Source organism: Pseudodesulfovibrio senegalensis, from assembly GCF_008830225.1.
In the GTDB taxonomy this organism is placed as follows: Bacteria; Desulfobacterota; Desulfovibrionia; order Desulfovibrionales; family Desulfovibrionaceae; genus Pseudodesulfovibrio; species Pseudodesulfovibrio senegalensis.
This window is the reverse complement of sequence record NZ_WAIE01000003.1, coordinates 214,207-234,237: the sequence shown is the minus strand read 5'-3', so window position 1 is coordinate 234,237 and position 20,031 is coordinate 214,207. Positions and strand designations below refer to the sequence as shown.

At 61.5% G+C, this 20,031-nt stretch carries 20 protein-coding genes; 6 read left to right on the top strand and 14 right to left on the bottom strand.

What is annotated here, in order from left to right; genetic code table 11:
• Window positions 1-2: 2 nt before the first annotated feature.
• On the bottom strand, window positions 3-515 hold the full coding sequence (locus tag F8A88_RS09380; RefSeq protein WP_151150882.1) for a hypothetical protein: 513 nt from the start codon (window positions 513-515) through the stop codon (window positions 3-5).
• Window positions 516-630: 115 nt separating this feature from the next.
• On the opposite strand from F8A88_RS09380, the gene F8A88_RS09375 reads away from it, so the two are divergent.
• From F8A88_RS09375 to F8A88_RS09360, 4 genes are all read left to right on the top strand, one after another.
• Window positions 631-1,479, top strand: coding sequence for a deoxyribonuclease IV (locus tag F8A88_RS09375; protein WP_151150881.1), 849 nt, complete (start codon window positions 631-633; stop codon window positions 1,477-1,479).
• 71 nt (window positions 1,480-1,550) lie between these two features.
• Entirely contained in the window at window positions 1,551-2,243 is a 693-nt protein-coding gene (gene ftsE / locus F8A88_RS09370) for a cell division ATP-binding protein FtsE (RefSeq protein ID WP_151150880.1), read from the top strand.
• On the top strand, window positions 2,243-3,118 hold the full coding sequence (locus F8A88_RS09365) for a cell division protein FtsX (RefSeq protein WP_151150879.1): 876 nt from the start codon (window positions 2,243-2,245) through the stop codon (window positions 3,116-3,118). The genes ftsE and F8A88_RS09365 overlap by 1 nt, the downstream gene beginning before the upstream one ends.
• Before the next feature lie 124 nt (window positions 3,119-3,242).
• A complete protein-coding gene (locus F8A88_RS09360) occupies window positions 3,243-3,695 on the top strand; it encodes an SPOR domain-containing protein (protein ID WP_161598369.1) in 453 nt (150 codons plus the stop codon).
• Window positions 3,696-3,932: 237 nt separating this feature from the next.
• Here F8A88_RS09360 and F8A88_RS09355 read toward each other — a convergent pair whose 3' ends face one another.
• Both F8A88_RS09355 and F8A88_RS09350 read right to left on the bottom strand, forming a co-directional pair.
• On the bottom strand, window positions 3,933-4,226 hold the full coding sequence (locus F8A88_RS09355) for an integration host factor subunit alpha (RefSeq protein WP_151150877.1): 294 nt from the start codon (window positions 4,224-4,226) through the stop codon (window positions 3,933-3,935).
• 30 nt (window positions 4,227-4,256) lie between these two features.
• Entirely contained in the window at window positions 4,257-4,673 is a 417-nt protein-coding gene (locus tag F8A88_RS09350) for an HIT family protein (RefSeq protein WP_151150876.1), read from the bottom strand.
• A gap of 528 nt (window positions 4,674-5,201) precedes the next feature.
• Here F8A88_RS09350 and F8A88_RS09345 point away from each other — a divergent pair.
• Window positions 5,202-6,647 carry a beta-1,3-glucanase family protein gene (locus tag F8A88_RS09345; protein WP_151150875.1) on the top strand — a complete coding sequence of 482 codons (1,446 nt, stop codon included), beginning with the start codon at window positions 5,202-5,204 and terminating at the stop codon, window positions 6,645-6,647.
• A 75-nt stretch (window positions 6,648-6,722) separates the two neighbouring features.
• Here the strand turns inward: F8A88_RS09345 and F8A88_RS09340 are convergent, their stop codons facing one another.
• The 5 genes from F8A88_RS09340 to selD are packed head-to-tail and all read right to left on the bottom strand — an operon-like array spanning window position 6,723 to window position 12,680.
• Window positions 6,723-8,618: a polysaccharide biosynthesis protein gene (locus F8A88_RS09340; RefSeq protein WP_151150874.1), complete on the bottom strand. Its 1,896-nt coding sequence runs from the start codon at window positions 8,616-8,618 to the stop codon at window positions 6,723-6,725.
• Complete coding sequence (locus tag F8A88_RS09335; RefSeq protein ID WP_277752584.1) at window positions 8,615-9,745, bottom strand: DegT/DnrJ/EryC1/StrS family aminotransferase; 1,131 nt, start codon at window positions 9,743-9,745, stop codon at window positions 8,615-8,617. The genes F8A88_RS09340 and F8A88_RS09335 overlap by 4 nt, the downstream gene beginning before the upstream one ends.
• 36 nt (window positions 9,746-9,781) lie before the next feature.
• Window positions 9,782-10,405, bottom strand: a complete 624-nt coding sequence (locus F8A88_RS09330) for a NeuD/PglB/VioB family sugar acetyltransferase (protein WP_151150873.1) — start codon at window positions 10,403-10,405, stop codon at window positions 9,782-9,784.
• Between the two features lie 2 nt (window positions 10,406-10,407).
• Window positions 10,408-11,574 (bottom strand): DegT/DnrJ/EryC1/StrS family aminotransferase, encoded by a 1,167-nt coding sequence (locus F8A88_RS09325; protein ID WP_151150872.1) that lies wholly within the window; start codon window positions 11,572-11,574, stop codon window positions 10,408-10,410.
• Between the two features lie 50 nt (window positions 11,575-11,624).
• Complete coding sequence (gene selD, locus F8A88_RS09320; RefSeq protein ID WP_151150871.1) at window positions 11,625-12,680, bottom strand: selenide, water dikinase SelD; 1,056 nt, start codon at window positions 12,678-12,680, stop codon at window positions 11,625-11,627.
• 116 nt (window positions 12,681-12,796) lie between these two features.
• Between selD and F8A88_RS09315 the strand changes: the two genes are divergently transcribed.
• The gene (locus tag F8A88_RS09315; protein WP_151150870.1) at window positions 12,797-13,654 is read left to right on the top strand and encodes a hypothetical protein; all 858 of its coding nucleotides are present in this window, start codon (window positions 12,797-12,799) and stop codon (window positions 13,652-13,654) included.
• 162 nt (window positions 13,655-13,816) lie between these two features.
• Here the strand turns inward: F8A88_RS09315 and F8A88_RS09310 are convergent, their stop codons facing one another.
• The 6 genes from F8A88_RS09310 to F8A88_RS09285 form a co-directional block, all read right to left on the bottom strand.
• On the bottom strand, window positions 13,817-14,602 hold the full coding sequence (locus F8A88_RS09310) for an amidohydrolase family protein (protein ID WP_151150869.1): 786 nt from the start codon (window positions 14,600-14,602) through the stop codon (window positions 13,817-13,819).
• A gap of 133 nt (window positions 14,603-14,735) precedes the next feature.
• Complete coding sequence (gene lepB / locus F8A88_RS09305; protein ID WP_151150868.1) at window positions 14,736-15,410, bottom strand: signal peptidase I; 675 nt, start codon at window positions 15,408-15,410, stop codon at window positions 14,736-14,738.
• 50 nt (window positions 15,411-15,460) lie between these two features.
• The gene (gene lepA / locus F8A88_RS09300) at window positions 15,461-17,263 is read right to left on the bottom strand and encodes a translation elongation factor 4 (RefSeq protein ID WP_151150867.1); all 1,803 of its coding nucleotides are present in this window, start codon (window positions 17,261-17,263) and stop codon (window positions 15,461-15,463) included.
• 142 nt (window positions 17,264-17,405) lie between these two features.
• Entirely contained in the window at window positions 17,406-17,900 is a 495-nt protein-coding gene (locus F8A88_RS09295) for a hypothetical protein (RefSeq protein ID WP_151150866.1), read from the bottom strand.
• A gap of 97 nt (window positions 17,901-17,997) precedes the next feature.
• The gene (locus tag F8A88_RS09290) at window positions 17,998-19,230 is read right to left on the bottom strand and encodes an ABC transporter permease (protein ID WP_151150865.1); all 1,233 of its coding nucleotides are present in this window, start codon (window positions 19,228-19,230) and stop codon (window positions 17,998-18,000) included.
• Between the two features lie 72 nt (window positions 19,231-19,302).
• Window positions 19,303-20,031, bottom strand: coding sequence for an ABC transporter ATP-binding protein (locus F8A88_RS09285; RefSeq protein WP_421958103.1), 729 nt, complete (start codon window positions 20,029-20,031; stop codon window positions 19,303-19,305).

The following is a 20,031-nucleotide window of genomic DNA, read 5'->3' as shown; positions in this document are numbered from 1 at the left end:
CTTCACTGGGTGGCCTCCTGATTTTCCAGAACCGCAAGCCGCGACCAGATCATGGTCATGGCGATCTTGAGCTCGCGTATCCAGTCGTTGTCGTCAAAGGCCTGCGCAAAATGCTCGTCGCGCAGGGAATCCATGAACGGTGCGCCAAGGGCAGGGCGCATCAGGGCCGGGAACTCCATGACCACCTGCCGCCGGGCCGGGGAAAGGCCCACGTACAGGGTCTTGGCGTCCACATCCGGCACCACCACGTCACCCTTGAACACCTGAATCCGGCAGTTGATACCGAAGGTGTCCTTGAGGCTCTTGACGAACCCGCGCAGGAAATCGATATCCTCACGGTTCATCTGGCCGGTTTCGTCCCACACGGTGCGCGTCTTCTGCACCCGTTCCAGCACGTTTTCGTTGTTCTTGTAAAAGGCCCACATGACCACCAACACCACCAGCAGCATGGCCAGCGTGCGCAAGACCCGCTCCATGGGGCTTTTGCCGTGCGGTTTGGGAATCTCGATTCTCATGAACGCTCCGTGGGTTGCATGGTCACTGAGTACCTTGTGATGCCCATTCATGCAAGAGTCCGCAACCCTTGCCCAAAACCAATATGCGGGTACAATGGCGCCCGGAGGAAAGCATATGCATCTCGGAGCACACATGTCCATTGCCGGGGGCCTGCACAAGGCAGTGGAACGCATCATGGCCGTGGACGGCACGGCATTGCAGATATTCACCCGCAACCAGCGGCAGTGGAAGGTTCCGCCCCTGACCGACGAGGCCATAGGGCTCTTTGCCGAGGCGCGCGCCCGCTGGGGGGATCATCCGGTGGCCGCCCACGACTCCTACCTCATCAACATGGCCAGTCCCAAGCCCGAGGCCGCCGAAAAATCGCGCAACGCCTTTGCCGAGGAACTGCGCCGCTGCCAAGCGCTCGACATTCCGTGGCTGGTCACGCACCCGGGGTCGCACCTCGGCACGGGCGCGCAGCAGGGACTGGCGACCTATGCGACCAATCTGGACGCGGCCATCGAGCAATCGGAAACGGACAGCGTGACCGTGCTGCTGGAAACCACGGCCGGACAGGGCACCAACCTCGGGTCGACATTTGAGGAACTGGCGCGGATCATGGAAGCCAGCCGCCTTGAGCACCGGTTGGGCGTCTGCTTCGACACCTGCCATGCGTTCGCGGCCGGATACGACCTGCGCACCGCAAAGGCGTATGAAGCCACCTTTGCGGAATTCGACCGTTTGATCGGGGTAGAGCGCATCGGCTTCTTCCATCTCAATGACTCGAAAACCGCACTGGGCGAGAAAAAGGACCGGCACGAACACATCGGCAAGGGCCACATCGGGGAAACCGGATTCGGGCTGCTCATGAACGACGTTCGGTTCGCGGATCGTCCCGGCACACTGGAAACGGACAAGGGCGACGATCTGGAAGAGGACCGCCGCAATCTGGCCCTGCTGCGCTCGCTGATGCGCGGATAGTCCGGCCATCCGGTCCTGCGCCGGAGCTAACGGATTTTACAAAGCCTGCCGCGGCAGGTACACAGGAACCCATGGTCGAACTCAAGCACCTCTCGTACAATTTCGGTTCCCACTGGGCGCTCAAGGACATCAACCTGTCCGTGGACAAGGGGGACTTCCTGTTTCTGACCGGCCCATCGGGCGCGGGCAAGACCACCCTGCTGCGCCTGCTCTACGGCGCACTGCCCGTGACGCGCGGTCGCGCCAGCGTGGCCGGGTTCGACCTGCACAGGCTCAAACGCCGCCATGTGCCGCAACTGCGCCGCCGGGTCGGGGTGGTGTTTCAGGATTTCAAGATACTGGCCAGGCGCACGGTGTTCGACAACGTGGCCATGGCCCTTGAAGTGCGCGGCATGCCCCGCTCCCCGCTGGAACGCCGCGTGCGCGCCATCATCCGGGCCATGGGGCTGGAAACCAAGAGCTACACCCCGTGCGAACGCCTTTCCGGCGGCGAACAGCAGCGCGTGGCCATTGCGCGCTCCATGGTCAGCAACCCGGAACTCATCCTCGCGGACGAACCAACAGGCAACCTCGACATCGGCCTGACCATGCACCTGATGGAAATTTTCAAGCAGTTTCACACCTACGGCACCTCGGTGATCATGGCCACCCATAGCCGCGAAGTGCTGGAAGCCGTGCCCGAGGCGCGGGTGCTGCATCTGGAAAACGGACGCATCCACGATACCGATGCCCCGGAACACGCCGAAGAAAGCGGGGATTTTTGATGTTGGGCCAATTCTTCCGACTCACCGGCCGCGGATTGGGCGACATCGTCGTGCACCCATGGGCCAACCTGCTCACGCTGGTGGCCGTGGCCATGGTCTCGCTGCTGGCCGGATTCGTGCTGTTGGGCCTGCACAACGTGAACATGCAACTCATGAAATCGCGGGGCCAGGTCCAGTTCCAGATATACTGGAAAACCGACGCGGACCCGCAGCTCATCGAAGAACAGTGGGAATCCGTGGGGGCCATGAAGCATCTGGTGGACATCAAGGGCTTCACACCGCAGGACGCGCTGCTGGAGCTGGCGGACTCCCTTGGCGAGGCCGGGGATTTCAGTTGGCTCAAGGAAAACAACCCCCTGCCCTTTTCCGCACTGGCTTCCTTTGCCGTGCCGCCCCAGAGCCAGCAAAAAGGCTGGGCCGCGGAGTTGCTGACACGGCTCAAATCAATGCCCGGCGTGGACAAGGTCCACTACTCCCCATTGCAGGAAGACCTGGCCCACGGCTGGACGCTCATCAGTCAGGCCGTGATCTGGCCGGTGATCGGCTTTCTGGGGCTGGTGGTGGCCATGGTGGTGGGCAACACCATGCGGCTTTCCCTGCTGACCCGCTGCGACGAGATCGAGATTCTGGCTCTGGTGGGGGCAAAGCCGTGGTACATCCGCTGGCCCCTGATAACCGGGGGCATGGTCCTCGGATTCACGGGCAGCATGGCGGGGCTGGGCCTGCTCAAACTCGCCCAGAACGCACTGGCCGACATACTGAACATTCCGCCCCTGTTCATCCATATCCAATTCATGCCCATGGAATACTGCGCCGCGCTCGTGGGCGGGGTTACACTGGTGGCCATTCTCTCCAGCTTTGTGGCGGCGCGCTAACCCCCGCACACCTAGGCTTGTGCAGATGTTGCCCCCGCCTTGCAATGCGGGCCATTGTGAACTACAGAGCCAATACATACTGCCGCGCCCGCATACCCGGACGCGCTGCCAACGGATATCGACAATGAAAAAAAACACTCTCTTCGCCATATTGTTGCTGGCTGCCGGGCTGATTCTTTCGGGCTGCGCACGCAAAACCATCGTGACAGAACCGCCGGCGAGGCGCCCCGCGGCCCCGGCCAAGCCGAAGCCCGCAACCAAGCCAGCAAAAAAGCCTGCGCCCAAGCCCGCACCCGAGATCGATTCCGGCACGCCGGAAGACCAGCTGCCCCTCAAGGCCGTGGAGCCGGGCCTGCTCTATATTCAGGTGGGTGCGTTTTCCGATGAACGGGGAGCCTCACAGGTGCGCGACGCCCTGCTTGAATTGGGCTACAAGGGCAGCCGCATGGCCAAGGACCCGGACGACGGGTATTACCGCGTACAGGCGGGCGTTTTCCCGGACATGGAATGCGCGCAGCGGGCCCTGAAAAAGCTCATGGAAAAACACCCGGAAAGCTTCATCATCTCCGACCAGTAGCTCAGGTACGAACCGGAATCACCGCAGAGCACACCCGGGACGGGCCAGACAGGATATCCCGACACCACAACGAGCAACCCCTCGCGCACAGAATGTACGCGAGGGGTTGCTCGTTGTGGTGCAACGCATCGGACAGGCGCGAAACCATGCGCCTGAAAAAAGATACGAGAAAAGGGTCTTCCGGTTACTCCGGAAGACCTTTTTTCCTGTGCGGTGTCACGCGAACCGCCAACCCTGCTAGGAGGGGTTGAGCTCGGCCCGGAACTTTCTGGAAAGGCGGAAAACCACAACCTTGCGCGGGGGCAGGGTAATGGTTGCGCTGGTCTGGGGATTGCGTCCCTTGCGGGCACGCTTGTCATAGGCTTCGAATTTGCCGAACCCACTCACCAGAAGCGCATGGTCCTTCTTGATGGACTCTTTCATGACATCCAGGATGGTCTCGACAAGATCCTTGATTTCGGCGCGGTTCTTGTCGGTACGTTCGTAAATGTAATCGACAATTCCGGCCTTGGTCAGTGTCTGCCCACTCATCGTCGCCTCCGTTCTCGAGGTTTGAGAAAGCTATTCAACGGCCCTGCGGATGGATTCCGCAAGAGCATTCATCTCGTCACCCGACGCATAGGAGCCCTGCGCCCACAACTGCAGCCCGTCGTCCGAAAAACGCGGGATCACATGAAAATGCAGATGCGGCACAAGCTGCCCTGCTGCTTCAAGGTTGTTCTGCATCACGTTCAGGCCGTGTGCGCCGGTTGTTTCGCGTACGGCAACACTCACGGCCTTCATGGCCGCCATCAGGTCTTCGCCCAGCCCGGCAGGCAGATCCCACAGGGCGGGGTGGTGCGCTTTGGGCAACACAAGGGCATGGCCCTTGTTCACCGGCGCAATGTCCAGAAAACCCAGACAGGTCTCGGACTCGAAAACCTTGGCACAGGGGATTTCTCCGGCCACGATTTTGCAGAATATACAATCGTTATCCATGTTCACCTCTAGCCTATAGACAACAGGACACACGCCCTTTGTCCAAGGGAAAACTCATAGTTAATATGGCTATTAACCGACATAACCGTTTAAATCAAGTCATTTAGGAGAATTTAACCGAGTTTTCATTGCCCGAGGCCCGGCAGCCCAGAGCTGGCGCGGCTTTTCAAACATATTGAAAACAATGGACAAGTCTAGATATTCTCCAAAAAAGGAGCGCCGGTTGTGCCCGAACCGGCGCTCACAAGGGAAGGGGGGAGCCAACCGAATTTCGGCGTTTTTCCCGTTGTGAGGGTCTGTTCACGGAAAAAAACTTGGCTCCGAATACCATGGTATTCGATAGACACATACCACATTACCTATTTCGGTCAACAGGAAATCCGCTTTTGCAGAGGAAAAAACTGCGTGTCACAGCCTGCCCCGCTAGCATGAAAACCTCGCTTTCAAACAACGCTAATTGAATGGCCCGTTCTCCTCGTATATGTTTTTGGCACTGTTCAAAAAACGACATAGTGAGGGGAGATTTTCATGCGCTTCATACTGGCAATTATCAGCACATTATTATTTTGCACCGCAAGCTTGGCGGGAACAGCGCCTGTCACCATGACGTTCGACATTCCTGCAACCCTGGATCCTTCGGAGGTGTGGGTCACCTTCGTGAACACCAACGGACACATCACCGGCACGTACAAGGATACTACCGGAGCTTCCAACAACCTTGAGCTCAACACGTCATACAGCCTGGCGCAAATGACCAGCCCCACTTCCCTGAACGGAGCTCCGGCCAACACGCCCGCCGTATCCCTCGAATCCTACGAATCCGGGCGTGTGTATGTCAGCATCGGCGCGCAGATGACCGACCTGGTACAAGGCCAGCAGCCCGTGGCCAACAATATCAATGATTCCAACTACTACAAACGCTACCAATATTTCGAGCCCACAGTGAAGCTGAACGGGGACGGCGACACCTGCCTGTGGGTGGACCTCTCATATATCGACTTCACCTCCATCTCCCTTTCCCTTGAGATGTTCAACGCCACCACCGCAGCCAACAGTCCGCAAAAGACACAGGCCTGCAGCACGGCCCTGGTCAAGGCCGCGGCGTCCACCGCGGAAACAGGGCAGAACAACGTCCGCCCCACCACCGCCGGCATACCGCCCGACACAAACTTCGCCCGCGTGGTCGCGCCCAACATAAACGGCGACTACTACCACGACTGGACCTACCTGTTGCAAACAGTGCTCCCCGGAAACGTCACCCACATCAAGGGACTTTTCGCGGGCGTAGGCTCCGGCCCCTGGGCCGATCCCACTCTCCAGCAACAGACATACGATTTCGATGCCACGTTCGATGCGGGCGGCGGCGTCACCCTTGTGGCCAACACGGGATCCGGCAATGGTCGCGCCGCGTGTATTCCCACTTCCCCGGTCGATCTGCAGGGAGACGGCATCGGTGACGACGTTTCCATACGCATCGAGTTCAGCGAAATGAACGCCATCTACGGCATATGGGGCAACAATCCCAAGTATACCGTTACCCAGGACGGTGTGGAACAACCCCAGACCGCGGGCATTACCAACGACGTGTACGGCTGGATCGTCGGAGACCTGATGGCAGGCACATGCTTCGGATTCGTGGGCAGCACCACCGACTTCAACGGCACAGCCATCGGGGACATGGACAGCGCGGACTGGTGGGGCGGCGTCCGGACCGATGGTACGCGGCTCGACACGGCCAATACCCCGGCAGGACAGGACATCGTCTTTGAAGAGGTGCAATCGGACGAGCGCTGCTACCACAACTACGCGGCCACGCTTCTTCACCTGACTCCGGCATACGGATTCCCGTTGCAGGACCGGCTGGACAAGAACCTCATGACCTACAACGCATGGACCGACCAGAACGCTTACATGCAACTGACCATCAACCCGGACACCGTGGCCATTCCGCCCGTATACCTGCTCTTGCAGTAAAGGAAACCCGGACCCCGAAAAACACATGGCCGCACCCTCGGGTGCGGCCATGTGCGCGTTCAATGTCTTCGCCGATCAGTCCCGGCCCGTGTATTCGGGAACCAGTTGAACAAGCAGCCCGCGAATTGCTGCGGAATCCCGAACGCTTGCAGCCTGCTCGAGCCGGGCCAGCAGATCGTGCAACCGTTCCGGGTCCATGGGCGTGCCCGGCGAGAACTCCGAAGCATCCGACGGCTTCCGGGCCAGCACCAGAATCTTTTCATGCTCGGTGCGCACGATGCCTTCGCCCGCGGTGATCAGTTCCTCATGCAGCTTTTCGCCGGGCCGCAGTCCGGTGAACACCAGCCTGATGTCCGTGTCCGGCTCCCGGCCGGAAAGGCGGATCAGGTCGCGGGCCATGTCCGTGATGCGCACGGGCACGCCCATGTCCAGCACAAAGACCTCGCCGCCCTGCTCCCTGCCCATGCTCGCGGCCTGCAGGATGAGCTGCGCGGCCTCGGGAATGGACATGAAATAACGGGTCACGTCCGGGTGGGTCACGGTGACCGGACCGCCCTTTTCTATCTGACGGCGAAACAGCGGCACCACCGACCCGCTGGACCCGAGCACGTTGCCGAAACGCACGGCCATGAACCGGGTGCCCTGCCCGAGCCGCGCCTGCATGAGCAATTCGGTGACGCGCTTGCTCGCGCCCATGACGTTGGTGGGTCGCACGGCCTTGTCCGTGGACACCAGCACGAACCTTTCCACGCCTGCGTCCACGGCCGCGTCCATGACGATACGCGAACCCGTGATGTTGTTGTTCACGGCCTGCCATGGGCTACGCTCCAGAATGGGGACGTGCTTGTAGGCCGCGGCATGAAAGACAATGGCCGGTCGATGATCGGCAAAAACGCGCTGCATAAGCGGCTCGTCGCAAATGGAGCCGAGCACGCCCTCCACATTGTCGAATCCGAAGTCCTGCTCCAGTTCGGACTGGATGGAATAGAGATTGAATTCCCCGGCATCCACCAGCACCAGCCGCGCCGGGCCGAAACGCACCAACTGGCGGCACAGTTCCGAACCGATGGAGCCGCCCGCGCCCGTGACCAGCACCACCTTTCCGGCCACGCACCCGGCAATGCGCCCGGTGTCCAGTTCCACTGGGTCGCGTCCCAAAAGGTCTTCATAGCGCAGGTCGCGCAGGGCGTTCACCGAAACCCGGCCGTCCAGGATCTCGCTCATGGCGGGCAGAATGCGGTATGGCAATCCGGTGCTGCTGCAACGCTCCACAATGGCACGCATCTCCCCGGGGCTGGCCTTGTCCACGGCTATGAGCAGTCCGCGCACGCCAAAACGCTGAACAACCGCTTCCAACGCATCCAGACCGCCCAGCACAGGAACCCCGTGCACGGTGCGCCCATGGCGGGAGGCATCCTCGTCCAGCAGGCCCACCACGGACCACTCCTGCCTGCCGGAACGCGCCCCGGCCAGTTCATGAACAATGCGCGCGCCTTCATTGCCCGCGCCAATGACCAGCGCCGGGACCCCGCCCCGCCTTGCGAACGGAAAGCCCGCATGCCACGCGCGGATGCCCAGCCGGAGCACGGCCACAAGCCCGAAGGTGAAGACCCAGTCCAGAATGAACACGCTGCGGGGCAAACCGCGCACATGGAAGGCCACCAGCGCGGCCGCCACCAGCACAAGGCTCTGCAACGCGCTCAGGCGCAGCAACTTCCAGAAATCCTCAAGGCTGGTATAGCGCCACATGCCGCGATACTGGCCGAACAGCAGGAAAATGCCCATCTTGACCGGCACGCTCAGGGCCAGCATGCCCCACAGCTGCGCGCGGTACTGGCCGGACACCTGAAAATCGAAACGAAGCTGGTAGGCCAGCCAGACCGAGACCATGAACACCAGCGCGTCCAGCCCCAGCATGATGAAGAAGTTGCGGTTGCGCAGGTTGCGCACAAGATGCGGGGCAAGACTCATGCGGAGCACTCCCGGATGATTCCGGCCACGCGCTCCACGTCCGCCCGGGTCATGGCCGTGCCCGAGGGCAGGCACAGGCCCCGCGCAAACAAAGATTCGGCCACGGCCCCGCCTTCGCAGCGCGCCCCGGCAAACACGGGCTGGCAATGCATGGGCTTCCACACCGGGCGGGACTCGATGTTTTCGGCCTCAAGGGCCAGACGCACCTGCTCCGGACTCGCGGCACAGCGTTCCGGGTCCAGCAGCATCACGGTCAGCCAGCGGCTGGCGCGGCCATAGGCGGCCTCAGGCATGAAGGATATGCCGGACACGCGGCCCAGCAGTTGGGAATACAGGGAAAATATCTCGCGGCGCTGCGCCACGCGCTCGTGCAGCACGTCCATCTGGCCCAGCCCGATGCCCGCGCACACGTTGCTCATGCGGTAATTGTAGCCCATTTCCACATGCTCGTAGTGCACGAACGGCTCGCGCGCCTGCTGCGAAAGCTTTCGCGCGTGTTCGGCCAGTTCCCTGTTGTCCGTAGCCAGCATGCCCCCGCCCGAGCAGGTGATGATCTTGTTGCCGTTGAAGGAAAACGCCGCCACCTGCGCGCCCTTCCCCGCGGAGCGTTCCCCATAGCGCGCGCCAAGGGCCTCGGCCGCGTCAGTGAGCAGGGGAACGCCGAAGCGTTGGCACACGTCCTGAATGCGGTCATAGTCCGCGCACTGGCCGTAAATGTCCGTGGGCACCACCGCACCCACGCGCCGTCCGTCACGGTGCGCCTGTTCCAGCGCGCGCTCCAGCAGGGCCGGGTCCATGGTCCATGTCTGCTCACAGCTGTCCACGAACAACGGCTCGGCCCCCAGCCACAGGGCCGGGGAAACAGAGGCAATGAACGTCAGGGTGGAGGCGATGACCAGATCGCCGGGCCGCACGCCCAGCAGGCGCAGGCCCAGATGGATGGCGGCCGTGCCCGAGCTCAGGGCCACGCAATGCCCGAATCCCGTGTATTCGGCCATGCGCTGCTCGAACCGCTCGATGTGCGGCCCGGCAGGGGCGATATAATTGGAATCGAACACGGCGTGCACCTGTTCGAGTTCGCTGCCCCCCATATGGGGTGGAGAAAGAAATATGCGCCTGTTGCTCACGCGGCTCTCCCACGGCCCGCAAGGGCCGGTCGCATATCAGCTTTGACTTGTGGTCCGGGCCGGAACGCCCGTTACCGTGGCATGATCCGCAACATCCGCAACCACGGCGGCTCCGGCCCCGGCAACGGCCCATTGGCCCACGCGCACGCCCGGAACCGCGCATGAGCCGATGCCCATGAACGCGCCCTGTTCCAGCCGCACGTTGCCCGCCAGATGCACGCCCGGCGCAACGTGACAGAACGGGCCGATTTCGCAGTCGTGGTCCACGGTGCAGCCCGTGTTCAGGATGCAGTGCGCGCCAAGACGCGTGCGGGTGTTGACCACGGCCCCGGCAAGGACCACGGCCCCCGGGCCGATTTCCACGTCCGGGGCCACAACGGCCGCAGGATGCACCACGCTGCAAAAAGCGCTCTGGGACAATTCCTGCGCCACCCGGCAGCGGGTGCGGTTGTCGCCGATGGCCAGCACCACCGCGTCATGCTCCATCGTTTCCAGCGCGTCATGATCGCCCAGCACGCGCACGCCCAGAATCTCGCTGCCGTGGTCCCGGCGGGAAACAATGCCCACGGGCACCATGTCGGCCCCGGCCTCGCGCATGCGCAGCAGTGCGTCCAGCACCACCGCGCCATGCCCGCCGCTGCCGACCACCACCACGCGCATGACTACTCCGCACCCAGACAATGTTTCACGGCCCGCACCACGTCGTCCACGTCCCGGTCCGCCAGCTTGGCGGACAAGGGCAGGCTCAATGTCTGGCGGCCCATGCGCACGGCCTCGGGCGTGTCTTCCAGATTCCAGCCGAAACGCTCCCGGTAGTAGGGATGCTCGGGAATGCTCAAATAGTGCACGCCCACGCCGATGCCCTCGCGGGTCATGCGCTCCAGCATGACATCGCGCTTCACGCCGCAGGCGTCCTCGTCCACCAATATGGTGTACAGGTGCCTGCCGTGGCGGGTGTCCGGCTCTTCGGGCGCGGGCAGGGTCAAAGGCAGATTGGCAAAGGCCTTGTCGTATGCGGCCCATATCTCGTTGCGCCGCACCAGATTCTCTTCCACGCGGGCCAGTTGATGGATGCCGATGGCGGCCTGGATGTCCATCATGTTGTACTTGAACCCGGCTTCCACGACCATGTAGTGCTTGTAGCCCTCGTCGCCGAAACGTTTCCACGCGTCCGCGCTCATGCCGTGCAACCCCAGCACCTTGATGCGGGCGATGTTTTCCTGCTCGCGGGCCAGCACCATGCCGCCCTCGCCCGTAATCACGTTCTTGGTCACGTAAAAGCTGAAGCACCCGAAATCGCCGATGGTGCCCACATGGCGACCCTTGTAGGTGGTCTCGATGGCGTGAGCGCAGTCTTCCACCACACGAAGGCCATGCTCGCGGGCAATGGCCATGACGGCGTCCATGTCGCAGGCGCGGCCCGCATAGTGCACGGGCAGGATGGCGCGGGTGCGGTCCGTTATCTTTTCGCGGACACGTTCGGGGTCGATGTTTCCGGACACCGGGTCCACGTCCGCCAGCACCGGGGTGGCCCCGGCGTGGATAATGGCGTTGACCGAGGCGCAAAAGGTCAGGGGCGTGGTGATGACCTCGTCCCCGGGCTTCAGGTTCAGGGCCACCAGCGCCAAGTGCAGGGCCGCCGTGCAGGAGTTGCAGGCAGCAGCGTGCTCGCCCCCGGCATAGGCGGCAAAATCCTTTTCGAACCGGGCCACCTTGGGGCCGGTCCCCAGCCAGCCGCTGCGCAGGCTCTGTTCCACCTCGGCTATTTCTTCCTCCCCCACCAGCGGGGAGCCGAAAACAAGAAAATCGTCCTTTTCACGGACAGGCATATTGTTGTTTCTCCTTAGGTATATATACGGATGCCGGGGATAGCCCGGCCTTATGTCACGATCAATACGGCGGCGTCTTCGGATGCGCCCGGCTCCACGGCCGTGCCCACATGGGCGGCCAGATCCCCGGAGGCTTCCAGCATGGCGCGGGCCTGCTCCAGCTTGCCCGGAGGCACGGCCAGCACGAGCCCGCCCGAAGTCTGGGCGTCGAAAGTCAGGTCGCGCAGCACCGGGTCGAGATTGTCGCCCAGCTGCGTGCGGCCCATGAAATAATCCCGGTTGCACAGGCTGCCCGCAGGCAACAGGCCCATGCCCGCCAGCTCCACGGCATCGGGAATGAAGGGCACCCGGTCCGTGTGCAGCTCAATGCGCACCTCGCTGGCCTGCGCCAGCTCCACAAGATGCCCGCCCAGCCCGAAGCCGGTCACGTCCGTGGCTCCCTTGAGGCCCAGCTCACGGATCACGTCGCCGCCGCCCCTGTTCAGGCGCGAGGCCCACGTATACAAAATATCTTCCAGTCGGTCGCAGTCCTGCCATTCGGCCTTGACCGCCGTGGCCAGCACGCCCGTGCCAATGGGCTTGGTCAGCAAGAGCTCGTCGCCCGGGCGCACGCCCCGGTTGGAGGCGAAGTTGTCCGGGTCCACCACCCCGGAAACCGCAAGACCGAACTTGATCTCGTCGTCTTCCACGCTGTGTCCGCCCGCCTGCACGGCCCCTGATTCCTGCACCTTGTCCAGCCCGCCGGAAATGATGCGTTCCAGAATGGTGCCGGGCATGGTCTTGGCCGGGAAACAGACGATGTTCATGGCCGCCCACGGTTCACCGCCCATGGCGTAGACATCGGAAAGCGCATTGGCCGCGGCCACCTGCCCGAACTTGAACGGGTCGTTGACGATGGGCGTAAAGAAGTCCACGGTCTGAACCAGCGCCTTGCCCGCAGGAAAGCGCATGATCACCGCATCTTCATTGTCGCCGCCCATACCGGCGAGCACTCTGGGGTCGTGAAGCCCTTTCAACCCGGAAAGAGCCCGCTCCAGATCACCCGGAGCGATCTTGGCGGCTCAACCCGCCGCTTTCACGGTGTTCACAAGCCTGAGTTCGGCCACAGCGCTTTCCTCCTTTATCGTTTTGGTAGGCGAATCTAACAAAATGCCCCCTGCAACGTAAAGTTATTCCATGTGCAAGCCGATAGATATGCATCGGCAACAATTGCGGAGCAACAATGATCATACAGGCAAGCCATCTCAACAGCGCATTCGTGCAGCAAAATCAGGGTTCGGACCAGCAGTCCGGATTCGGTTCGCTGTTCGGCGCGTCCGCGCAGAACAAGCAAAGTGCGCAGGCTGCCTCCACATCGCCGCAACTGACCATTGCCCGCCCGGCCGCCCTGCAGGCGTCCGCACCGGTCATGAACGACCGCGTGGACGCGTTCGGCTCGCTCATGGATTCCTATCTCAAGGGATTCACGGACGAGGAAGGAACGGAAAAAGATTCCACGGGGCTGGTGGATTCGCTGGAAGACACGGTCCGCTGGATCGAGGAGCAATACGGCAAGGACGCGGCCACCGCCGCCATGGGCATGGTGGTGCAGTCCGCCGCCTCCGGGCAGAGCGAACAGGCCATCGGCGACGGCCTGCTCAACACCCTGAAGATGATCGACCGCAATTTCGGCGTCAACGCGGGCGACGCGGCCATGGCCAAATTCAACAGCGGCGTGAACACGGAGCTGAACAGCTTCTTCGACAACGGTTCGCAGGAAGTCTTTCATGCAGTCAGCCCGGAACAGAGCGGAGAACAGGCCGGCAGCATCACCAGCCGCATGTTCATCCAGACCGCACAGGTCGAAGCCGCGGACGGCGAAAAGCCGATCGACCCCACCGAAGAACTGCTGGAAGCCATGCAAAAGGACCTGGAAGAACAGTCCGAACTGCAATCGCTCTCCCAGCAGCTTGAAGCCGAGCTGTCGCCCGAAGCGCTCACCGCGGCGAATGCCGGACCCGCAACCGTGAACAAGGCCCTTGCGACCTACGCCCAGCCCGCAGCGGCACCACAGGCGCATGTCTTCAGCGCCATGGCCTGACGGCCCTCTCAGATTCCGAACGAATAGCACAGCCGCCCAAGGGCGGCTTTTTTCATGTCTACCCACAAAAAAACGCGGAAGCATCCAACGATGCTCCCGCGAAATCTGACTGGAAAACCCATTCCGGCAGGCTGCCGGGAAAGGGCCGGATAAACACGTCCGCTACTCGAACAAATCCCCGGCGCGGCTCAGGAGCCTGTCCAGTTGTTCGTTACTCAACTGCAACCGGCGGGTCAGCTCCTCGATTTCGGACGCGGCGCCATACAGCGGATAGTCACTCCCGAACAACACCCTGTCTTCCGGGTATACGTCATAGAGCTTCGCCAGCAGGTCGTCGTCCACGAATTCGAGAACGCTGGAGCAGTCGACATAAATTCCGCTGTCGGCGAGATGTTCAAGGGCATATTCCCATTGGCGGTAGCCGCCCATGTGGGCCGCGATCATGGTTGTTTCCGGGAAATCCCTGTGCAGTGCGGCCATCTTTTTCGGGCAGGACGGATTCTCTTCCGGGGGCATGGTGTCGCCCACATGAAAAAGGCAGATGAATCTGTCGCCCACCAGTTCCATCAACGAATAGAATCCGGCATCGTCCATGCGAAAGCCCTGAAAGTCCGGGTGGAACTTCAAGCCCTGAATGCCGTTCTCTTCAAGACGATCCAGTTCTTCGGCATTGCGCTCGAAATCCGGATGCAGCGTCCCGAAAGGGATGAACCGGGGGTTGTTCCTCCTGAGGCTGATGGCCCAGTCGTTGGCCGGCACGACCTGCTCGGGAGTTGTTGCGGCCTGCAGCACCACGGCCTTGTCCAGCCCGGCCTTGTCCATTTGTCCGATCAGGTCGTCGGCCTGGCCTGTTCCGACCGGGTGCACCCCGTAGTGTCCTTCCAGTTGGTGCAGCACCCTGTCCGCAATCTTGGGGGCAAAGGCATGGGTATGTACGTCGATTCGCATCGCTCTACTCCAATTCGTCGGAGTTTGGCTGTAAACAGTCGTTTGAATGATTGCCGAACACAACACTGAAACAGACGGCCTGCTTCAGCGGCGTTCGGCTTGGGAATTCACAGAATTCACATGTGTGGGAACGCTATTTCACCAGCGTACCGATTCGGCTCCAGCGCACATCCGTGAAGCTGGCCCACGACCAGTGGATGATTATGGCCTTGCCGATGATGGCCTCGCGGTCCACGAATCCCCAGAACCGGGAATCGTGCGAGCCGTCGCGGTTGTCGCCCATGACGAAATACTTGCCCTTGGGCACGGTCAACAGCGGCATGTTGTCGCGTTTGGACATGTGGCCCGAACCGTTGAAATAGGCGTCGAACTGGTCCGGGGAAAGCCTGTCGGGAAAACGGGCGGCCTTGGGATAGACCGTGGGGTCCTTGTGGTTGGCGTGGGGATTTTTATCCAGCTTGCCGTTTACGTAAAGCTTCTTGCCGCGAATCTCCACGGTGTCGCCCGGCACGGCCACCACGCGCTTGATGAAATCCACATCCGGGTTTTCCGGATACTTGAACACGATCACGTCGCCACGCTGGGGATCGGAAATCGGAATCAGGACATGGTCGGAAAACGGCAACTTGATGCCGTACAAAAATTTGCTGACCAGCAAATGGTCGCCGATCTGCAGGGTTTCGAGCATGGAACCCGAGGGAATCTTGAAGGCCTGCACCACGAAGGTACGAATAAAAAAGGCCAGAACCAATGCGACCACAAGGATCTCGAACGTCTCGCGCACGGATTTGACGATGTCTCTGCTCATGGAATGTCCTTCACGAGTCGGGAAGGCGGCACGCCCCCGGCCGGTTTGTTTTAATCCTCATCGGCCTTGAGCACGGCCAGAAACGCTTCCTGCGGAATCTCCACATTGCCCATGCGCCGCATGCGTTTCTTGCCTTCCTTCTGCTTTTCCAAAAGCTTGCGCTTTCGGGTGATGTCGCCGCCGTAGCATTTGGCGGTCACGTCCTTGCGGAAGGGAGCGTTGCGTTCCTTGGCCACGATCTTGCGCCCGATGGCGGCCTGAATGACCACCTCGAACATCTGCCGCGGAATGGAGCGCTTGAGCTTCAGGGCTATGGAACGGCCCTGGCGGGCGGAATTCTCACGGTGCACAATGCAGGAGAAGGCGTCTACCGGGTCGCCGTTGATGAGGATGTCCAGCTTGACCATGTCTGCCTGGCGGTAGTCGATGATCTCGTAATCAAGGGAGGCGTATCCCTTGGTGCTGGACTTCAGTTTGTCGAAAAAGTCGTACATGACCTCGGCGAAGGGAATCTCGTAAGTGATCATGACGCGGGTGGGCGTGAGATAGCCCATGTTCTTCTGGATGCCGCGCTTTTCCTCGCACAGGGCCAGCACCGGGCCGACGTATTCGTTGGGAACGTGAATGTCCATGCGCACGTAAGGTTCATGAATGGCCTCGATGCGCGTGGGGTCCGGCAGCTTGCTCGGGTTGTCGATGACCAGGGACTCCCCGTCCACGGTATCGACCTTGTAAACCACGGACGGAGCCGTGGTGATGAGCTTGGCGTCGAACTCGCGTTCCAGCCGCTCCTGAATGATCTCGATGTGCAGCAGGCCCAAAAAGCCGCAACGGAACCCGAAACCCAATGCCTGCGAGGTTTCCGGCTCGTAGGTGAAGGCCGCGTCGTTGAGCTGCAGCTTTTCCAGCGCGGCCTTGAGGGTCTCGTATTCGGACGGCTCGATGGGATACAGCCCGGCAAAAACCATGGGCTTGACCGGCTTGAAACCGGGGAAGGCCTCGGATGTGGGGCGCTCGGCATGGGTGATGGTGTCGCCCACGGGCGCATCCCCCAGCTCCTTCATGCTGGCACACATGAATCCGACTTCGCCCGGCCCCATGGTCTTGAAATCCGCGGGCTCGGGGCAGAACGCGCCCAAACGGGTCACGTCGAAATCCTTGCCCGTGGAGAAAATGCGGATGGTATCGCCCTTTTTCAGGGTTCCTTCCAGAATGCGGAACAGCACCACCACGCCCTGGTAGGAATCGTACCACGAATCGAAAATCAGGGCCTTGAGCGGCGCGTCGGCCGAACCTTCAGGCGCGGGCAGCTGTTCGATGACCGCTTCAACCACCTTGTCCACGTTCAGGCCGGTCTTGGCGGAAACATGCAGGGAATCGGAGCAGTCCAGCCCGATGACTTCCTCGATCTCTGCGGCAATGGCCTCGGTGTCCGCGCTGGGCAGGTCGATCTTGTTCAGCACCGGGATGACCTCAAGGTCGTTGTCCAGTGCAAGATAGACGTTGGCAAGGGTCTGGGCTTCCACACCCTGCGTGGCGTCCACCACCAGCAGCGCCCCCTCGCAGGCGGCCAGCGAGCGGGAGACCTCGTAGCTAAAGTCCACATGGCCCGGGGTGTCGATGAGATTGAGCACGTACTCCTGACCGTCCGCCGCCTTGTAGGGGATACGCACGGTCTGGGCCTTGATGGTGATGCCGCGCTCACGCTCCAGTTCCATCTTGTCCAGATACTGATCCTTTTTGTCACGGTCGGAAACCATGCCCGTGAGCTCAAGGATACGGTCGGCCAAGGTGGACTTGCCGTGGTCTATGTGCGCGATTATGCTGAAATTTCTTATATTTTCTGTCTTCATGTTCGTCGTTTGGGCTGAGGAAACGGCGAAATGCCGCAGACGCACTCATACGCCTCCGGTCAACGTGTTGCCGGGGTCGCAGGCGTAGGTCTTTTACGGCATTTGCGGACCGTAGTCCAACATATTATGGCGGGCTGACCTGCTACATGCTGTTGATGATGAGATTGCCGCTGCCGGTCTTGAGGCGCCCGCCATGCATGGCGGCATATCCCTTGAGATCCTTGTCCACCTTGGCGGCCACGTCCTTGCCGAGGCGTTCCCAGGTGGTCCGGCGAACAGGCGAACTCATGCGCCCGCCGCCCTGCAGCCGGATCCTGATCTCGTACAGCATCTGTGTGCCTTTCTGGAGCTCGGCATAGGAATCCTGCTTGGAAACCACAACCTCCACGCGCTCCAGGGCCTGTTCGTACTTGTTGAGAATTTTGGCCAGATGCGTCCGCTGCTTGACGCTCATGTCGCGAAAGCTCACGTCACCCTTGAAGTGCAGCTTGCGAGCGGCCTCCTTGTTGAACAGATCGCCCCCGCCCTGAAACAGGTTCATGCTGAAAAACAAAAACAGCAGCGCCACGGCCGCAAGTATCAGCAATACATTGATCACCAGCGCACGATGATGCGCCTTTCTGCTGTCGGTCGTCATGAATTCTCCCTCTCACGTTGCCCGAAATCGTTTGCCGGGCATACCATGAACGGGCCGAAACATGAAGTCGCCACGCACGCGGCAGGAGGCAAAGGGATCAGTCCATGCCCTTGAGCGCTTTTATGGGATCAAGGCTTGCGGCATGGCGTGCGGGCTTGAGCCCGAAGACCAGTCCCACGGCCAGCGCGCTGCCCATGGCCATGGCAAAGGCCTTCCATGAAAAACGGATCACCAGAATGTCCAGCCGGGAAAGCAGCTGCCCCAGCCCAAGGCCCAGAAGCAGCCCGAGCACCCCGCCCACCAGCGTGAGCAGGGAGGCCTCCAGCAAAAATTGCCCCATGATGGCGCTGCGGTGCGCGCCCATGGCCCGTTTGAGCCCTATTTCCTCGCTGCGCTCGCTCACGCTGATGGTGAACAGGTTGGCCAGCACGAACCCGCCCACAAGCATGGCTATGGTAGCGGTCACGCCAAGAAACACGGCCAGCCCGCCCTTGAACATGGACAAGAACTTGAGCACTTCGTCGGCCGTGAGGATGGTGAAGTCGTCATCATCTTCCGGCGCAAGCTCGTGCAGATGGCGCAACAGGGAGCGCAGGTTTTCGGTATGGGCGTCCATGTAGGCAGGTTCGTAAAACTTGACGCGCAGGGCGCGGAAATACTTGCGGTCCAGATTGAAGCGCGAGGTCAGGGTGGACAGGGGAATGATGACGCGGTTGTCGATGTCCCCGCCGCCACCGGTCATGCCCCGATACGAAAGCAGGCCCACAACCTGAAAGGGAATGCCGCCCACGAACACGGTCTTGCCCACCGGGGACTGCTGCCCGAACAGCTCGCGCGCGGGCTTGGACCCCAACAACGCCACGCGTGCTCCCGTGCGCTCGTCGTCGGGGCGGATGTCGCGTCCCTCCTGCAAGGGCCAGTTCCAGACAGTGGCATAATTCTCGGTGGCTCCGACCACGAACACGTCCTGGTAATTTTTGTTGCGGTAGCGGATGGTCAGCCCGCCCTTGGCACGCATGGGCACCACCAGGTAGGCGCCGGGCAGGGACTGCCGGATGCGCCGGGCGTCGTCATGGCTCAGGGTCAGGGTGCGCATGCCCACCGCCCGTTTCTTGATGTTGCCGCCCAACACGAAGGCCGCGTCCGGCCCGAACATCTCCACGATCTCCAGAGCCTTGCGGTTGGCCCCGTCCACGGCCGTGACAATGAGTGTCAGCGAGGCAATGCCCATGGCCACGCCCATGATCACGAACAGCGACCGGAGCTTGTAGGCCCACAGGGCCTCCATGGCCATGCCCTGTATATGCGGGAGCAACCGTATGAATCGCATGCTTCCTGCCTCGCGGCCCGCAGGCCGGGTCATGGGTCAACGGCCCCCCAAGGGCGGAGCCGCATGGAAAAATCAGTCCGCGATGCGGCCGTCCTTCAGATGGATGGTCCGTTGCGCGCCTGCGGCCACGGCTTCGTCATGGGTCACCAGCACGATGGTCTTGCCCGTGGAATTCACGTCGAGAAACAATTCCATTATCTCTTCGCTGGTGGCGGAATCCAGCTGGCCCGTGGGTTCATCCGCAAGGATGATGTCCGGTTCGTTGACCAGCGCCCGGGCCATGGCCACACGCTGCTGCTGGCCACCGGACAGGCTCGAAGGCTTGAAGTCCATGCGGTCGCCAAGCCCCACGCGCTCCAGCAGGGAAACCGCACGGGAGCGCATTTCCGAACGGGGTCGCCCCGAATACAGGCCGGGCAGGATCACGTTCTCCAGCGCCGTGGCGTAGGGAATGAGATAGAAACTCTGGAACACGAACCCCAGGCAACAGTTGCGCAGGTCGGAACGGTCATCGTCGTCCAGCCCGGCCACGTCATGCCCCATGAGTGTAAATGAACCGGATGTGGGCTGGTCCAGCAGGCCCATGAGCTGCAGCAGGGTGGACTTGCCCGAACCGGATGTCCCCTGCAGGGCCACGAACTCGCCCGAGGCAATGTCCAACGAGATGCCCTTGAGCACTTTCACGCCGCGGCGCTCGCCGCCCTCCTGCTCGGGTTCCTGCCAGAAGGTGCGGGTCATGTCCCGCATATGGATGGCCACATCCACGCCCGGAATATCAATCGCGTTTACAGACCCTGTCAT

Bases quoted from the DNA above. Each gene is read 5' to 3' on its own strand.
- F8A88_RS09380 (WP_151150882.1), bottom strand. From the start codon at position 515: ATGAGAATCGAGATTCCCAAACCGCACGGCAAAAGCCCCATGGAGCGG.
- F8A88_RS09375 (WP_151150881.1), top strand. From the start codon at position 631: ATGCATCTCGGAGCACACATGTCCATTGCCGGGGGCCTGCACAAGGCA.
- ftsE (WP_151150880.1), top strand. From the start codon at position 1,551: ATGGTCGAACTCAAGCACCTCTCGTACAATTTCGGTTCCCACTGGGCG.
- F8A88_RS09365 (WP_151150879.1), top strand. From the start codon at position 2,243: ATGTTGGGCCAATTCTTCCGACTCACCGGCCGCGGATTGGGCGACATC.
- F8A88_RS09360 (WP_161598369.1), top strand. From the start codon at position 3,243: ATGAAAAAAAACACTCTCTTCGCCATATTGTTGCTGGCTGCCGGGCTG.
- F8A88_RS09355 (WP_151150877.1), bottom strand. From the start codon at position 4,226: ATGAGTGGGCAGACACTGACCAAGGCCGGAATTGTCGATTACATTTAC.
- F8A88_RS09350 (WP_151150876.1), bottom strand. From the start codon at position 4,673: ATGGATAACGATTGTATATTCTGCAAAATCGTGGCCGGAGAAATCCCC.
- F8A88_RS09345 (WP_151150875.1), top strand. From the start codon at position 5,202: ATGCGCTTCATACTGGCAATTATCAGCACATTATTATTTTGCACCGCA.
- F8A88_RS09340 (WP_151150874.1), bottom strand. From the start codon at position 8,618: ATGAGTCTTGCCCCGCATCTTGTGCGCAACCTGCGCAACCGCAACTTC.
- F8A88_RS09330 (WP_151150873.1), bottom strand. From the start codon at position 10,405: ATGCGCGTGGTGGTGGTCGGCAGCGGCGGGCATGGCGCGGTGGTGCTG.
- F8A88_RS09325 (WP_151150872.1), bottom strand. From the start codon at position 11,574: ATGCCTGTCCGTGAAAAGGACGATTTTCTTGTTTTCGGCTCCCCGCTG.
- F8A88_RS09315 (WP_151150870.1), top strand. From the start codon at position 12,797: ATGATCATACAGGCAAGCCATCTCAACAGCGCATTCGTGCAGCAAAAT.
- F8A88_RS09310 (WP_151150869.1), bottom strand. From the start codon at position 14,602: ATGCGAATCGACGTACATACCCATGCCTTTGCCCCCAAGATTGCGGAC.
- lepB (WP_151150868.1), bottom strand. From the start codon at position 15,410: ATGAGCAGAGACATCGTCAAATCCGTGCGCGAGACGTTCGAGATCCTT.
- lepA (WP_151150867.1), bottom strand. From the start codon at position 17,263: ATGAAGACAGAAAATATAAGAAATTTCAGCATAATCGCGCACATAGAC.
- F8A88_RS09295 (WP_151150866.1), bottom strand. From the start codon at position 17,900: ATGACGACCGACAGCAGAAAGGCGCATCATCGTGCGCTGGTGATCAAT.
- F8A88_RS09290 (WP_151150865.1), bottom strand. From the start codon at position 19,230: ATGCGATTCATACGGTTGCTCCCGCATATACAGGGCATGGCCATGGAG.
- F8A88_RS09285 (WP_421958103.1), bottom strand. From the start codon at position 20,031: ATGACAGGGTCTGTAAACGCGATTGATATTCCGGGCGTGGATGTGGCC.